This window comes from Aquabacterium sp., assembly GCF_004297345.1.
Classification (GTDB): domain Bacteria; phylum Pseudomonadota; class Gammaproteobacteria; order Burkholderiales; family Burkholderiaceae_C; genus Aquabacterium.
This window is the reverse complement of sequence record NZ_SCTN01000158.1, coordinates 1-14,105: the sequence shown is the minus strand read 5'-3', so window position 1 is coordinate 14,105 and position 14,105 is coordinate 1. Positions and strand designations below refer to the sequence as shown.

Sequence of the window (14,105 nt, the reverse complement as noted above, 5' to 3'; positions counted from 1 at the left end):
TCCCCAGCCTAACTGGGCGGTCAAGCGGACACCAACAAGGGCCAAGGCTTCGCCATTGTCTTGACCCTTGTTGGTACCTTCCGCACCTCCGGTGTTCCGGTGCCGCTTACCTTTGGCGTTAGGCCCTTCACGATTTACAAACCACAAACAGGGAAACGTATGAGCTCTTACCAATCACCAGATGATCTTGCATACGCTAAACAGCTGATGCAGTCGGCAAACAAGGAAGCCTCTGCCTTCCTCAATCTCAAGGCAACTGCTGAGCGCAAAAAGGCGCCATCCCAGAGAAATATCGGGAACTGATGTCCATCGCAGTCGCCCTCACCACTCAGTGCGCGTACTGCATCGATGCGCACGTCCAAAATGCGGTCAAGGCTGGCGCCACGAAGGAAGAACTAGCTGAAACTGTGTTCATCGCTTCCGCGCTACGTGCAGGTGCAGCAGTCGGCCACGGCCTCATGGCAATGCGCCTGTTCGAAGAACACACAAAATGAGCATCTATCAAGGCTTTAGCCTAACTGGTCGTTCAACGCGGACGTCAACACAGGCCATGCCTTCGGCATTGTCATGGCCTGTGCTGGTGCCCTCCGCACCTTCGGTGCTCCGGCGCCGCTTACCTTGGGCGTTAGGCCATCCAATACAAGGGCGCCATGCAGTCCGAAACTGAAAATCTCGAATCACTTAAGCTCTTCTTGACCACTCGCGTCGAAAGTCCTTCGGAGCATGCAAAGCAGCTCCGAGGCAAAGCGCTAAAAGGAGAGTTCAAGCGATTCACGAAGGATCTTCTACCAAGTGATGAACTGTGGAACTACCACTGGAGCTTAGATAGAGGCACCTCCTCTATAGCTATGAGTATGGTTGGTGCATCGTCAGAGGTACAGCACTGGTTGCCAGGCACGTCATCCACTGCTCGTGAGCAATCCGCTGAAGCTCCGTTGTGGCCTAGACTCAAGCACAAGGGACAACGCCCAGAGGTTATATGCTTATCCACGCCCTCTCCTGCGCGCCCCAGCCTAACTGGTCGTTCAACGCGGACGCCACTACAGGCCATGCCTTCGGCATTCTCATGGCCTGCGTCGGCACCCTCTGCGCTTCGCGCTTCGGTGCCGGTTAACTAGGGCGTTAGGCCACACAAAACAACCGCTTAGGAATGGTCTGCACAAATGAGCACTGACCATGGTTGTGCGTGCTGACATGAGCAGATTGGCATTTGGTCGACCTTCCGGCGGGCGCTTTGGATGCGTTTTGCGCCCATTTCCCATGGAGCAGGCGCACTCATGCCAGGTTCCCGCTCAAACGCCTGCGCACCATCCACAGATTGGCCAGCGCGAACAGCGTGTGCAACTGCGCCGTGTTTTTGGCCAAGCCACGGAAGCGCACCTTCACATGCCCGAACTGGCGCTTGATGACGCGGAACGGGTGCTCGACCTTGGCGCGGATGCTGGCCTTGATGCGCTCGACCTGTTCGGCTAGCGCATCCATGGGCTCAGCCTTGTCCAGCAACTTGCGCAAGCCCGGGCGCATGGCCACATGCCACGTCACGTCTTCTTTGGCGTCGGCCCGCTTGTGTGCGCCTTGGTAGCCCGCGTCGGCAAAAACACCCCTCTCTTGCCCGTGCAGCAAGCTGTTGGCCTCGACCACATCGTTGACGTGTCCAGCAGTGCCACGCACGGTATGCACCAGACCCGAATCGGCATCCACGCCGATGTGCGCCTTCATGCCGAAGAACCACTGCTGGCCCTTCTTGCTTTGGTGCATCTGCGGATCGCGCTCACCGCTGGCGTTCTTGGTCGAGTTCGGCGCCGAGATCAGCGTGGCATCGACCACCGTGCCGCTGCGCAGCATCAGGCCTTTGGCGCCCAACAACAGGTTGACGGTGGCCAGGATGCGATCAGCCAGCTTGTGCTTCTCCAGAACATGACGGAAGCGCAGGATGGTGCTCTCGTCAGGCAACCTGTCGCCCCAACCGCCCAGCCCTGCAAACTCACGGAACAGCGGCACGTCATGCAGCGCTTCTTCCATCGCAGGGTCGCTAGCGTGAACCACTGCTGCATGAAATGGATGCGCAGCAGGGACTCAACCGGGAACGGTGGCCGGCCGCGTTTGCCCTCGGGCATGAACGGCGCGATCTCCGCCACCAGGTCGGACCACGGCACCACCCGGTCCATCTCGTCGAGGAACTCCCGACGGCGCGTGCGCTTCGTCGATGCGCCCAATCCAAGGCTGCTCTGCTTCATGGGCTCAATGGTCTCAGGCAATCAGGCCGGCGCCAAGCACATGTCCGAGCGGTTTATGCAGACCATCCCTAGGCGATTTGGTCTCCTGTGCCTGGCGCCATTTATGTATTTTGCTCATGCTTGCCGCATTGTTGCGGCTTGCCAGGCTCAATGAATTCCGGCATCACACCCAGCCAGATCCACCAAGCTGAGAGTTTGCTCAGTCGCACCAGCGCTCCAAGCTCCAAACGGCGCGCCGTTGTCACCCCGAACTCGACGTGGGAAGCCATACTCTTGGAAGACCCTGGTCATTTGTAGTTGTCCGTCGTCGTCAAGGGGCAGCAATGCGATCCGCAACCCTTGGCAAAGTCTTCGCCTTCATCGAAGCAGACCGTCAAGCGCTCCCGCCCCCTTGATGTGCGATGGTGTTAAGGTGCGCAAACATTACCCAGGAAACAAGCCACATGGCAAAACCCAATTACCAGTTCGAGAAGCGTCAACGCGAGCAACAAAAGAAGCAAAAGAAAGAGGAAAAAGCTCAGCGCAAAGCTCAACCCGTCCCGACGGAACCATCCCCGCAGACGCCGCCAGCACAAGGTGAACCGATCTCGGATTGAGACTCATTGACGATCCCGAAACGCGCATTGAACATCGGAGCAAGGACGCTGAGGGTAACGGTCTGAGAACCCTGCACACAACATTGGACGCTGTATCCACTGGCCAGCGTCATCGATGTAGAGGTGCCGGCCTATGAGCGTCTCAACTGTGCGATAGACCTCAAATATCTCAACCTCGCTCCAACTCACAAACCGTATCGGCCAGATACCAAACATGGTCGTCTGCCCCCTCAAATATCGGTCGCCTTGCCATGTACGTGTAGGGAAGTGCCTTGTCATACTTGGACAGAGGACCGAGAACCTTCACTGAGATGCGTTCTAACAGCGTCATGACGTTCTTTCCTTTCGGTAGAGGCTGGAATCGGTCAAGCATTTATTTCAATGTGAAATCCAGCGACACCAGTGTAGATAGGCAGCAGATTTCGCAGAGGACGTCGCCACGACATGCAGGCGTTCTCGCACGACATGGCGCACCAGTACTTTCCCTAGAGTCAAGCAGCATCCCTGGTTGAAAATCCGCCACATTCAATGGCCAATTGATCCAGCGCTTACGCCAGTCCGAGCCGGCGCAGGAAGTCCTTCGCCACACCGGCGAGCCAGCCAATGAACAGAACCTGGCTCGACTGGCTATCGAACTCGATCGAACTGATTCGTTAGGTACCTGCATTGCTGCGCACCTGAACAACTGAAGTGGCCCATGGCGGCAAAAGCTTGACTAGAATGGTGTTCGGGCTTTCTGGACGCCCCACTCGCGAAAGCGCAAGCACCCTTCAAGCAAGCTCACGCTTGCATACCCCTCCGTGGCCCACAGCGAGCAGGCCATGTCTTACAGGAGTTGGTATGCACTTGCCCATCATTTCACCCACAGAGTTTCCTGACCAAAACAGCGCACCGCATGCGGTGTTGCGTGAAGCCCGCAGGCTTCATCGCTTGGCGACACGAGGGCCAATCTCCGGCGCCCTGCCCGTTCTCCGACGATTGCAATCCAGCCAGGCACTTCGCGTGGCCTCTTTGCCTGAGCTTTTTCGCACCCGCGGCCAAGTTCAACGCAAACACATTTTGCGCACGTTGGCCGTCGAGGCTGGCTATGAAAGCTGGGAGTCATATCGCCAAGCGCTGAACCAAATGTCGATCGCACAACTACCCCACCTCAATCTCGCTCAGCAAGGCTTCGGCTACCTCAATATATGGTTCTCGTCGCTCGAGCAAGCGCAGGCCTATACGAGCAAGCATGGCGGGTGCTGCTTGCAGGTCGGTCAGCAGGCTGTTGTGCGGACTGACGACCATGCCTGTCCATAAACACTGTTCAACAAGAGGCTACAAGCATGACTCACACCGTACGACTCCATCGCGTTTTCCGTGCCCCACCAGAGCGGCTCTACCGAGCCTTTCTGGATGCCGATGCGCTGGTGAAATGGCTACCACCCTATGGCTTCACTGCCAAGATGCACCACATGGATGCCAAAGTGGGCGGCTCTTTCAAGATGTCTTTCACGAACTTCACGACAGGGCATAGCCATGCCTTTGGCGGCGAATATCTTGAATTGACGCCCCATGAACGCATCCGCTACACGGACAAGTTCGATGACCCCAATCTGCCAGGACTCATCATGGTCACTGTCGAGTTGAAGAGTGTGTCGTGCGGCACGGCGCTTCATGTCGTTCAAGAAGGCATTCCTGAAGTCATTCCCGAAGAGGCGTGCTATCTCGGCTGGCAGGAGTCTTTGAAGCTCCTGGCCCAGCTCGTTGAAGCCGCCATACCAGACTGATTCAGAGCATCAAGAGCGAAGGCTTTGCGCCCGGGTCACAGCCCTATCTGGCACATGGTGACCCAGGTCTCCCCAGCCAGATCCTCCGCCTTTTTCTTGAGCGCAGCCAAGGAGACCATCTCGCCATCCTGATAGACGAAGCCCGGCGCATACATATAGACCCAGTGAGCCAAGCCCTGCCACTTCCATCTCGGGCCGGAGCTGAGCCCCGTACCCAGACCGATGATCGTGTTGCCCTTCGACTCATCAATGCTCGCCAATTGATAGGGATTGGCACCATGGCGCTTCAAAAAATCCATCACGGCCCTGATCGGCATGGCCGCACCAATCGCGTCCTTTTCGTCGATCACAACGGCATACCGTCGATGCAGATAGTCAATGACAGAAAAGTTCTTTGTGTGCTCAAAGGCCTGCGTGAAGTCCTGAATCTCCCACAGCAACGGCGAGTTCTCTGACTGCAGATTCTCCAGGTAATCAAAGACCACGCTCAACTCCAGATCCGGCAGATAAGCCTCCGGGATGTCGCCCAGGCTCAGGATGCCCTTCTTGTGAAGCGCTGCGATCATGGAACAAAAGCCGCAGATTCCCCAACCCACATTGGGCTTGGAAATGTGATGCAGAGGAATTTGTGTTGCCATGACCCACGCTCCTTGTTTGAGGTCTCCATTACATTGACGATGCTAGGCGCGACAACATTAACGGTCTTGCGTTAACGCAAGAACACGCCTGCAGGCGCCTCGCAGGTGATCACAAGCACATCCTGACGATTGAACTCAACATGCCCATCCCGCCTTTCCTCGCCGATTTGCGCCAGAAAATTGGAAACGATCTCATCCTTGTGCCCACCATCGTCGTGATTGCCAGGAACAAACATGGGCAGATACTGCTGGTTCACGATCGGGATTCAAACAACTGGACCTTACCTGGCGGCATCATCGAGCCCGGCGAGACGCCTGCAGATGCAGCGGTAAGAGAGGTCTGGGAGGAGACGCAAGTTCTCGCTACGCTGACGCACATCATGGGTGTCGTTGGCGGGCAAGGTTGCGAGACCCACTACCGCAACGGCGATCAGATTGCATGGGTTGCCACAGTCTTTGGCGCGCAAGTGCAAGAAGGTGCCCCCTTACCTGACGGCACTGAAACCACGGCCGCCAGATTCGTATCGTCAGATGAGTTGCCATCACTCACACTGAGAGCAGATACCGTGCGCTTCCTCGGCATAGACGCCGCCCACACTGCTGGAGCCTACTTTGCGCCGGCGAGTTGGCGACCGGACTAAAGCGCGCGTCGGCGTGGCCACATGCTGCAGCGTTCACAATGTCACCTTCATTTGCAGATGAAAAATGAATACGACTGAACTACTCAACCAATGGCTTGTGGGTATCCGCATTGCCCACATTCAACAATTTCTCGCATCGAACCACAGCGAGAAGATGCACAGACGCCTGGGCATTCCCACCGTGGTACTCAGCACGGTTGTAGGCACGTCTGTCTTCGCAAGCCTGGATGCGAACCCAGAGATCTGGCTCAAGATTGTCATAGGCTTGCTCAGCGTGGCATCTGCCGTACTGGCAGCGCTGCAGACCTTCATGGGATATGCGGAAAAAAGCAGCGAATACAAAGCGGCTGCCATCCGCTACGGCAAGCTCCGAAGGGAGCTTGAGCAATACATATCGACCCGCTCTGCCACCTGCACCACAGATGAGGCCTTCATGCTGGACTACCGCAACAGATGGGACGACACGGACAGTACGGCCCCCACAACAGCTCAGTCCTTTCATGTGGCTGCGCGCGAGCAGGTGGCTGCGGCTCGCAGCAGGCAAGCGGACAAGGCTTAAGCGCCTCCAACGACACCTCACAACTTTCAGCGCCATCACATCATGAGCAAAAAGCTTTTCCTGCCTTCAGACCAGATCAAACCCCTCGTCAAGGATCTCGGCACCTGCATCGCCACCGACAAAATCGCCGTTCAAGGCTTGCCAGTCAGGTTCATGTACCGCGAAACGCCGCTGACAGCAGGTGACAGCGGCTGGCGCTTCTTGTCCGGTCTTGAGAGTGACGCCTATATGGAAAACGCCAACAACCAAGGCGCCTACGACATCAACCTGATTGCCAACATCGATCCATCGGTGATTCCGCTTCTGTCTGCCCCCATTGATGCCGCTTTCGAAAAGACCGAAGAACACGGAGAATTTCAGGAGGCCGGTGATTGGGAGCCCGACGAAGACTAGGAGCCTGCCGCCTTGTCGCCTGGTCTGGCATTCGCATCGCGGCGGCGCGTATTGGTCAAAAACTGAGCAATGGCTGGACGAGCCTGATCCAGGCTGACAGGGCTGTACTGCGCAGCCAATACGAACAAGGCCTTGAATCCATCTCGTGCCGTCACGTACAAGGCCTCGCCAGGATTGACCTTGCTCAAGGGAACAACGATGGCCAGAGGCAGTGCCTCAGATGCCATGGTGCCTTGCCTGCCCACCTGATACTTGTAGCCGCTTTGGGCTAGCGTCTTTTCAAATGCCTTGACGTCCTTGACACGATAAAGTTTGGCCCGGAGTTCCTTGCTCTTGCTCGCATCGGCAACGGCCACCATGTACTCGCGCAACACATAGACTCGACGTCGCTCAAACAACTCCGGGTGTTCGAAAAAGAAGGACTCGATGTCCACATCAGAGGGCCCATCTGGCGCACCATGAACACTTTCGCGAGAGGCATCCGGTTCGTCATGGCTTGACGGTAGCGCGGCCTCCAGTACGGCCTCAGGCACGCGGCCGGCCTGGCGATCAGTTGCAAAGGCCGGCTGCGCCGCGCCCAACAAACCTGTCAACAATACTGGCGCGACAACACGCCACAGATCGCGGCGTTCACACATCATTTGAACCATGAGCCTTGAGCTTTCCGAAAGTTTCAAAAGAAGTTTATCCTCGCCAGATGACATGGCATGCTTTGATGGACGAGATTGAATTCACCGCGCTGCGGGCACAAGGGCCTGGTGGGCAAAACGTGAACAAGGTGTCCAACGCAGCGCTACTCCGCTTTGATATCAAGCACTCCTCACTACCCGCCTACGTCAAGATGAAATTGCTCGCGCTGCCCAGCCCACGCGTGAACAAAGACGGGATACTGCTGATCAAAGCCCAGTCGTCCCGCAGTCTTGAAGAGAACAAGGCGGATGCGATTTCTCGGCTGGAAACACTGGTTGCGGAAGCCTTTCACACCCCCAAGTTGCGACGACCAACCAAGCCCACACGTGGCTCGACATTGCGCCGGCTGGAGGGAAAATCATCCCGATCAAGTTTGAAAGCTAGCAGAAGCAAGATACAGGACTGACCTGTGACCGAATCCTCTCAAGCACTTCCCAACCACGTCTGCCCACTTTGCGGCGGGGCCAACCAATGCGCCCCAGCCAAGGCTGGCCATCTCGACGTGGCTTGCTGGTGCACCACGACGCCCATCAGCCCCCAGGCACTGGCACTGATCCCACCTGATCTGATTAACAAAGCCTGCCTGTGCCCTCGATGTGCCGGCGGATTGAATCTACCCGACAAGGACACAAGTAGCCCCGTGCCCTGACTTTGCGTGACGTGTTCATCGATGAAGTATGACAAGATCGGGCCGTAGCACGCATAATTGAAGCAAATTCACAAGGGAGTCGGCATTCAACTATTTAGGCTCAACCATGAAATCCCGTGAAGTGACGCTTCCAGGCGGCCAGTGCTTCCAGGTACCACAAGGCATCCAGCGAATCGACTCTTCATCGACGCATGGCTGGCAAGTTCGATACCAAGGCACGAAACTGTATTCGGATGGCGAATCACACGATCCCAAGATGTCCTTGATCAACGCCCTGTCCGAGTTATTGGCACGCGTTGCAGCCACCCCAGCTGGCACGGCACTCAAGCAAAGGGCCAGTGCAAACAAGACCTCGGACTTGCCGCCAGGTATATCTGGGCCCATTGTTCGCAACAGGCCGGACAGGGCACCCACGGCAGGCTTGTCTGTTTTGCTACCTCGCTATGGGAGCAAGTCTGAAATCCGAAACGTGCACATTGGCACGCCCAACACATATACGGTCGAAAAATATTTCGCCGCGCTTGAAAAATGCGTGACTTTGCGATCCGAAGCCGTTGCGCGCTATGAGCAAGATGCCAAAAAGGCACAAGGCGCAACGCTTGCGTTCTTGCGTGCAGAACTCCGGGCACTGCGAGCAGATCGCGCCAGCGCCCCGCGTTGAACAAAGGATCTCAGTGGATACTTGCATGCCCACTCACCAGAGATGATGGGCGGACCAGCATATCCACGGAGTCAAGATGATCGTCATACGCCCCACGCTCAGGCAAGCCGCGCTCGCCACCTTGCTCATGGTCTTGTGCATGCAAGCGTCTGCCAGCCAGAACGCCGTGACCGACAACGGATCGGTTGTGCTGCTCAATGACGATGGCACCTGGCGCTACATCAGCAATGAAAGCGATAAAGGCAACACGCCCATTGCCATCAACAAAGGACTGTTTCAAAAAGCAGACAACCAGACCTTCCAGGTCAAGAGCGGCAGGAATAAATCTGCTGTCTGGCTTGACCCTCGGAAATGGATTTTCCAGAAGCCCGATACCGGAACCAGCCCCGCTGAATACCGCTTTCAATTGAAGACAGGTGATCTATACGGCATGCTGATCACCGAGCAGATTGAGGTGGAACTGGAGCGACTGCCGCAGTTGGCATTTGAAATGCTCCGGCGCACAGCACCGAATGCACGCGTTGTTTCGCAAGAGTATCGAGTAGTCAACGACTACAAGATCGTCAAGATGCGCATCGATGCCACCGTGCAAGGGATCAACTTGAGTTACATCGGCTACTACACGTCGGACAAATCCGGCTCCACCCAGTTTCTGATTTATACCGCGAGCAATCTGGTGGACAAAATCACACCGGATATCGACGAGTTCCTCAATGGGCTGACGCGCCAGAAGTAAGTAGCGCCAGGATTGTTTCTGCGCATAGCTGGCTCGATACCAGCGGCTATGCGTGATGAGGCGTCACTTGCGCCGTTTCCACGCCCGGATACTTAACGACGCTACGCTAATGAATGCGCTGACGGCGGAAGTATTCGTCTGGGAAGCTGCTTGGTCAGATGCCCACTCGCAGTTGCTGCGGTAACGCATGCTGCTGATGCCAACTCGCTTGGCCGGCCAATCGAAGGGCAGCGGCCCGTATGGCCGGTCCGACTTGAAGTGAGCGGGCGGAACCGACCCTTGGCAGTCACTCCAGCTTGCTGTGCTCATACCCCAGCCAGGCCACATCAAAGTTTGCCGCTGCCTGCTAGCCAATGGACTACCTTGTCGAACTGTTGCGATGTATGAGGATGGGACAACAGCCCCTCGACCACATAGGTACCCACCGTGGCCATGACCGAGGCTTTGGTACGCGACATCCCCTTGGACACCATCTGATGGACCAACATCCCGTCGAGCATCTCGTGAAAGCGATCGTGCCACTCGCGGATCGTTTCGGACCTGTCAAGGCGCGAATGAACCGTCGAGATGAGTTTGCTGGCCTGCTGAAACTCTTTCAGTAGCCAAGTCAGTTGGTCACCGAGCGAGTAGTCCTGCATGCTCGCCACTTGCGTCACGGCTCGGTTGACAAGGCGATCCAGGATGGCGACAAGCAGGTCATCCTTGCTGGCGAAATACCAGTACAAAGTGTTAGGTGCCACACCCGCCGCCTTGCCCACTGCGGCCATGGACGTGGACTCATAACCATCCATGAGGAAAAGCGCGCAGGCGGCCTCCTCGATCTGCTCCCGCTTCACTTCTGGGTCGACTTCACGCTTGTTCTTGGCCATGCCTGCATCTTAAATGACATCTTGAATGATATTCAACATGTGCTACAGTTGGTCATGTTGAATGGTATTCAAGATCATGAATGTTGCACACCATGCCGTCCCTGAATTGACCGAGTCCGATCTTTTGGCGATGGGTTTCAAGGACCTCATGGCCTTGTTTGGCAAGCTGCCTGCGCCCACAGTGAAGGAAATGGATGGTGAGTTCGCAGCCCGTTTGTTGGCGCAGCCCAGCGCCATGGCGCACCTCATCGGGACCCTGACGGTCAACAACCCCTTGACGCCAGGACACTGGCTCTGCAAAGCCTTCAAGCCCCTGTCTGCCGAGCGTGGTCAGGGTTACAACACGTTCGCGCACTTCGGGCGCACGGTGCAGCGCTTCCCTATGCAAACACTGATCGCACCGTCTCGCTATGACGGGCGCCCAGCTTACACGCTGGTGTACGCGTCCTTTCGATCCTTGTGCGGTGCCATCCACATGGTGGATGAAGTGAGGCAAGTGGGGCCGGATCTCTATCTCGGAATCGGTACCTGGGGATTCACCGACAGACAACGACGCATTCCTTTGCCCTTCGTTCTCCGTGGGCCTATCGCCCCCTACATCGGCCACATCGGCCTTGCTAAAAAGGGATTCGATGTGCATCAAGAGATCCCCGCTTTCAGAAAGAAAGGTTCAATGCTGTGACTGCCCCCCGCCGCAAAGCCCTGATCACCGGCGCATCTGCCGGCATCGGCGCCACCTTCGCCCGTCAACTGGCCGCGCGAGGCCACGACCTGCTGCTGGTCGCTCGCCGTCGTGACCGCCTGCAAGACTTGGCCAACGAGTTGGCCAGGCAGCACCAAGTGCAATGCGAGGTCTTGTCTGTGGACCTTGCCAGCCCAGGCGCAACCGCGACCGTCATGGCGCACCTCGACCGGCTCGGTTGGCGCATCGACTTTCTCGTCAACAACGCAGGCCTGTCAGGGCACTCGAAATTCGCGGCATCGCCTTGGGCCCCACTGGCTGGTGAGATCCAGTTGATGATGAGCACATTGACCGAGCTGACACATGCCATCGCTCCCGGCATGATCGAGCGGCGTTGGGGTCGCATCATCAACGTGTCCTCGCTGGCCGCGCTGTCACCACCTGGAGAAAGCCTGCTTTACTCGGCCATCAAGTCCTATGTGCTGGTGTTGTCTCAGTCACTGGACATGGAGTTCAAACCCCATGGCGTTCACGTGACGGCGCTGTGCCCGGGCTTCACCCACAGCGAGTTCCATGATGTGATGGGCACGCGGAACACGGCCAACCGTTTGCCACGCGTGCTCTGGCAGCAGCCGGAAGATGTGGTTGAGGAAGCCATTGCAGCTGTGACGAAGGGCAAACCCGTCTGCGTGCCGGGGCGCGTCAACAAATTCCTGACCATCGTGATGCGCCCCATGCCTCTGTGGATGAGCTACCTCATGGGCAGAACGTTCAATCCTTTCAAGTGATGGGCGGAACATGTCGTGGATGATTTATGGCGCCAATGGCTATACGGGTGAACTCATCGCCCGTGAGGCCGTCGCACGAGGCATGACGCCCATCCTCGCCGGGCGCAGCAAGGCCAAGGTCGAACGGCTCGCCCATGAGTTGAAGTTGGAATGTCGCATTTTCGACTTGGACAGCACGGCGGGCATCGCGGCGCAACTCAAAGGCCTCAAGGCGGTGTTGCTGACTGCGGGGCCGTTCTCTGCGACAAGCCAGCCCATGGTGCAAGCCTGCATTCAGGCAGGCGCGCACTATCTCGATATCACCGGCGAGATCGACGTGTTCGAGCAAGTCTTTCGCAGGGATGCCGATGCACGCAAGGCCGGCGTCGTACTCTGCCCCGGTGTGGGCTTCGATGTCATCCCTACCGACTGCGTCGCCGCCGCCTTGAAGGAAGCCCTGCCGGATGCGGTGGAACTGCATCTCGGCTTCGACACGACCGTCAGTCTGTCGCCGGGAACCATGAAGACAACGCTTGAGAGTGCACCTCAGGGCGGTCGTGTTCGGCGCGATGGCAAGCTGATCCACGTACCGTTGGCCCATGAGGTTCGACGCATCGATTTTGGCCGTGGGGAGCGCTTGGCTGTGGCCGTGCCTTGGGGCGATGTCTCAACGGCATTTCACACCACGGGCATTCCCAACATCACGGTGTTCGTGCCTGGATCGCGAGTCTCCATCTTCGGCATGAAACTGGGCAACTTGTTTGGCCCGCTGATGAAACTGCCTGCTGTGCAACGCATGCTGGCCGCTTTGGTGACCAAGACCGTCAAAGGCCCCGATGAGGTTGCGAGGGCAGGGATGCCTGCTTACGTGTGGGGCGAAGCCATCAACGCGCGGGGCGAGCGGCGTATCGCCCGAGTGAAAACGAGCAATGGCTACAGCCTGACGATTCCGGGCTCGCTTGCCGTACTGAACCATTTGCTCACTCACGATGCGCCCGCGGGTTTCACTACACCATCACGGCTAGTGGGCTCCAACTTGTTGAGTCAACTTCCCGGAGGTGCTGATATCTTGATTGATTGAGGCACGCCGGACTTGGAAACAGGAAGGCTTCGGACTCCAACCTCGCCTGCTTGATTCAAGCCTGCAGAGCATTCCGGATGGCCTGGGTGACCTCAAACTGCACGTGACGATGCGTCTCGCGCAGCATCACGGTGACGCGTGAGGCAATTTGGTCGCCGTGGCAGACGGGGCCTTCTGTCCGACGATCTTGCCCTTGTTTTACAGCCCGCGAGGAGCAGCGTTGCCTGTGCGCCCATGATGGACGCCCATCGAGTTGAGGGCCACACAAGATGCCCCACTAGAGGACGAAGGTGCTTGTCTTGCGTCAAGCAGGCAACTTGCGACGAACTCAACCCAACGTCTGCTCAATGGCTTGACCGAGAGATATCACTCCCGGCCAAAAGCGGACGTTCACGCGCGGTCGTTAGCTGCCCAAGTGCCGCTTGCATTTCAATCACAAGTGAATGAATTCATGCAAGCAATACCTGAGCCGATACATCCACGTTGCAGATGATCCAGGCCACCCAAGCTTAGTCGCCAGCCACGATGGCCACGCCATTGGTGGTCTTGCTGTTGAGTGTCGCCACGCTGCGCTGCGTGAAGTTGCCATCCTGATCGACGTTGAAAACCGAGACGCGCGACTGTGTGCCCGCAGCATCAATGACAGCTGCCAGGCCGCCGCGCACGGCAATGTCGGTCGGGCCGCCAGTGAACTGCGCCACAACGGCAGCGTCTTGCACGATGTGCTGACCGTAGACCGCGTAGCGCGACACGCTCTTGCTCGGTGAGTTGGCCGAGTAGAGGAAGGCGCCTTCCAATGCCAGCCAGCAAGGCGCATGTTGTGTGCCCGAACCTGTGGTCGTCAGCACGCTGTTGTGGCGCACCAAGCTGATCTCGTCGGCATGAGCGATGGTGACGTAAGCCTCGTTGCCGCGCGTGACCAGGCCCAGCGGCGTGTCCACATTGGCAGGAATGTCAGCCACTGAGCTGACAGCACCGAACACGGCGCCACGATCATCCAGCTTCACCGTCTCCACGGCATTGCTCTTTTCTGTGATCACCAAACCTCCGCGAATCACGCCCACCTGTGCCGCCGTGCCGTCAGCATGCAGCAATTGCGTCACGCCATCAGCCGAACTGGCGACGCCACCATGGCCA

The 14,105-nt window shown here is 57.4% G+C and carries 19 protein-coding genes; 14 read left to right on the top strand and 5 right to left on the bottom strand.

Features of this window, described 5'->3' with window-relative positions; translation table 11 throughout:
- Nucleotides 1-159: 159 nt before the first annotated feature.
- Both EPO09_RS05325 and EPO09_RS05320 read left to right on the top strand, forming a co-directional pair.
- Nucleotides 160-303, top strand: coding sequence for a hypothetical protein (locus EPO09_RS05325; protein ID WP_290640916.1), 144 nt, complete (start codon nt 160-162; stop codon nt 301-303).
- The gene (locus EPO09_RS05320) at nt 303-494 is read left to right on the top strand and encodes a carboxymuconolactone decarboxylase family protein (RefSeq protein WP_290640914.1); all 192 of its coding nucleotides are present in this window, start codon (nt 303-305) and stop codon (nt 492-494) included. The genes EPO09_RS05325 and EPO09_RS05320 overlap by 1 nt, the downstream gene beginning before the upstream one ends.
- Before the next feature lie 781 nt (nt 495-1,275).
- Here the strand turns inward: EPO09_RS05320 and EPO09_RS05315 are convergent.
- Nucleotides 1,276-2,237, bottom strand: a protein-coding gene (locus EPO09_RS05315; RefSeq protein ID WP_290640912.1) for an IS5 family transposase whose coding sequence is annotated in 2 segments (ribosomal slippage) — nt 1,276-2,036 and nt 2,036-2,237 — 963 coding nt in all. Because the reading frame shifts where the segments join, the coding sequence is not laid out codon by codon here.
- Between the two features lie 443 nt (nt 2,238-2,680).
- On the opposite strand from EPO09_RS05315, the gene EPO09_RS05310 reads away from it, so the two are divergent.
- The 3 genes from EPO09_RS05310 to EPO09_RS05300 all read left to right on the top strand — a co-directional run bounded on the left by EPO09_RS05310 (nt 2,681) and on the right by EPO09_RS05300 (nt 4,602).
- Nucleotides 2,681-2,833 (top strand): hypothetical protein, encoded by a 153-nt coding sequence (locus EPO09_RS05310; RefSeq protein WP_290640909.1) that lies wholly within the window; start codon nt 2,681-2,683, stop codon nt 2,831-2,833.
- Nucleotides 2,834-3,673: 840 nt separating this feature from the next.
- Complete coding sequence (locus EPO09_RS05305; RefSeq protein ID WP_290640907.1) at nt 3,674-4,132, top strand: hypothetical protein; 459 nt, start codon at nt 3,674-3,676, stop codon at nt 4,130-4,132.
- Between the two features lie 26 nt (nt 4,133-4,158).
- Nucleotides 4,159-4,602, top strand: a complete 444-nt coding sequence (locus tag EPO09_RS05300) for an SRPBCC family protein (protein ID WP_290640905.1) — start codon at nt 4,159-4,161, stop codon at nt 4,600-4,602.
- Nucleotides 4,603-4,637: 35 nt separating this feature from the next.
- Here EPO09_RS05300 and EPO09_RS05295 read toward each other — a convergent pair whose 3' ends face one another.
- On the bottom strand, nt 4,638-5,240 hold the full coding sequence (locus tag EPO09_RS05295) for a hypothetical protein (RefSeq protein WP_290640903.1): 603 nt from the start codon (nt 5,238-5,240) through the stop codon (nt 4,638-4,640).
- A gap of 140 nt (nt 5,241-5,380) precedes the next feature.
- Here EPO09_RS05295 and EPO09_RS05290 point away from each other — a divergent pair, with 140 nt between their 5' ends.
- From EPO09_RS05290 to EPO09_RS05280, 3 genes are all read left to right on the top strand, one after another.
- Nucleotides 5,381-5,881 (top strand): NUDIX domain-containing protein, encoded by a 501-nt coding sequence (locus EPO09_RS05290; RefSeq protein ID WP_290640901.1) that lies wholly within the window; start codon nt 5,381-5,383, stop codon nt 5,879-5,881.
- Between the two features lie 64 nt (nt 5,882-5,945).
- A complete protein-coding gene (locus EPO09_RS05285; protein ID WP_290640899.1) occupies nt 5,946-6,440 on the top strand; it encodes a DUF4231 domain-containing protein in 495 nt (164 codons plus the stop codon).
- Between the two features lie 42 nt (nt 6,441-6,482).
- Nucleotides 6,483-6,833: a DUF2185 domain-containing protein gene (locus EPO09_RS05280; RefSeq protein WP_290640897.1), complete on the top strand. Its 351-nt coding sequence runs from the start codon at nt 6,483-6,485 to the stop codon at nt 6,831-6,833.
- On the opposite strand, the gene EPO09_RS05275 is transcribed toward EPO09_RS05280, so the two are convergent.
- Nucleotides 6,830-7,483, bottom strand: coding sequence for a peptidyl-prolyl cis-trans isomerase (locus tag EPO09_RS05275; protein ID WP_290640895.1), 654 nt, complete (start codon nt 7,481-7,483; stop codon nt 6,830-6,832). The genes EPO09_RS05280 and EPO09_RS05275 overlap by 4 nt on opposite strands.
- A 47-nt stretch (nt 7,484-7,530) precedes the next feature.
- Here EPO09_RS05275 and arfB point away from each other — a divergent pair, with 47 nt between their 5' ends.
- From arfB to EPO09_RS05260, 3 genes are all read left to right on the top strand, one after another.
- Nucleotides 7,531-7,929: an alternative ribosome rescue aminoacyl-tRNA hydrolase ArfB gene (gene arfB, locus EPO09_RS05270; RefSeq protein WP_290640918.1), complete on the top strand. Its 399-nt coding sequence runs from the start codon at nt 7,531-7,533 to the stop codon at nt 7,927-7,929.
- A 3-nt stretch (nt 7,930-7,932) separates the two neighbouring features.
- Nucleotides 7,933-8,172, top strand: coding sequence for a cysteine-rich CWC family protein (locus EPO09_RS05265; protein WP_290640893.1), 240 nt, complete (start codon nt 7,933-7,935; stop codon nt 8,170-8,172).
- Nucleotides 8,173-8,909: 737 nt separating this feature from the next.
- Nucleotides 8,910-9,569 carry a DUF3157 family protein gene (locus EPO09_RS05260; RefSeq protein ID WP_290640891.1) on the top strand — a complete coding sequence of 220 codons (660 nt, stop codon included), beginning with the start codon at nt 8,910-8,912 and terminating at the stop codon, nt 9,567-9,569.
- 326 nt (nt 9,570-9,895) lie between these two features.
- Here EPO09_RS05260 and EPO09_RS05255 read toward each other — a convergent pair whose 3' ends face one another.
- Entirely contained in the window at nt 9,896-10,438 is a 543-nt protein-coding gene (locus EPO09_RS05255) for a TetR/AcrR family transcriptional regulator (RefSeq protein WP_290640889.1), read from the bottom strand.
- Between the two features lie 76 nt (nt 10,439-10,514).
- Here EPO09_RS05255 and EPO09_RS05250 point away from each other — a divergent pair, with 76 nt between their 5' ends.
- From EPO09_RS05250 to EPO09_RS05240, 3 genes are read left to right on the top strand one after another with little or no spacing between them, the layout of a single operon-like run.
- Nucleotides 10,515-11,120, top strand: coding sequence for a hypothetical protein (locus EPO09_RS05250; protein ID WP_290640887.1), 606 nt, complete (start codon nt 10,515-10,517; stop codon nt 11,118-11,120).
- A complete protein-coding gene (locus EPO09_RS05245; protein WP_290640885.1) occupies nt 11,117-11,908 on the top strand; it encodes an SDR family oxidoreductase in 792 nt (263 codons plus the stop codon). The genes EPO09_RS05250 and EPO09_RS05245 overlap by 4 nt, the downstream gene beginning before the upstream one ends.
- 10 nt (nt 11,909-11,918) lie before the next feature.
- Nucleotides 11,919-12,968, top strand: a complete 1,050-nt coding sequence (locus tag EPO09_RS05240) for a trans-acting enoyl reductase family protein (protein ID WP_290640883.1) — start codon at nt 11,919-11,921, stop codon at nt 12,966-12,968.
- A gap of 509 nt (nt 12,969-13,477) precedes the next feature.
- Here the strand turns inward: EPO09_RS05240 and EPO09_RS05235 are convergent.
- Nucleotides 13,478-14,105: hypothetical protein (locus EPO09_RS05235; protein ID WP_290640881.1), on the bottom strand; the 628-nt coding region annotated here is incomplete at its 5' end.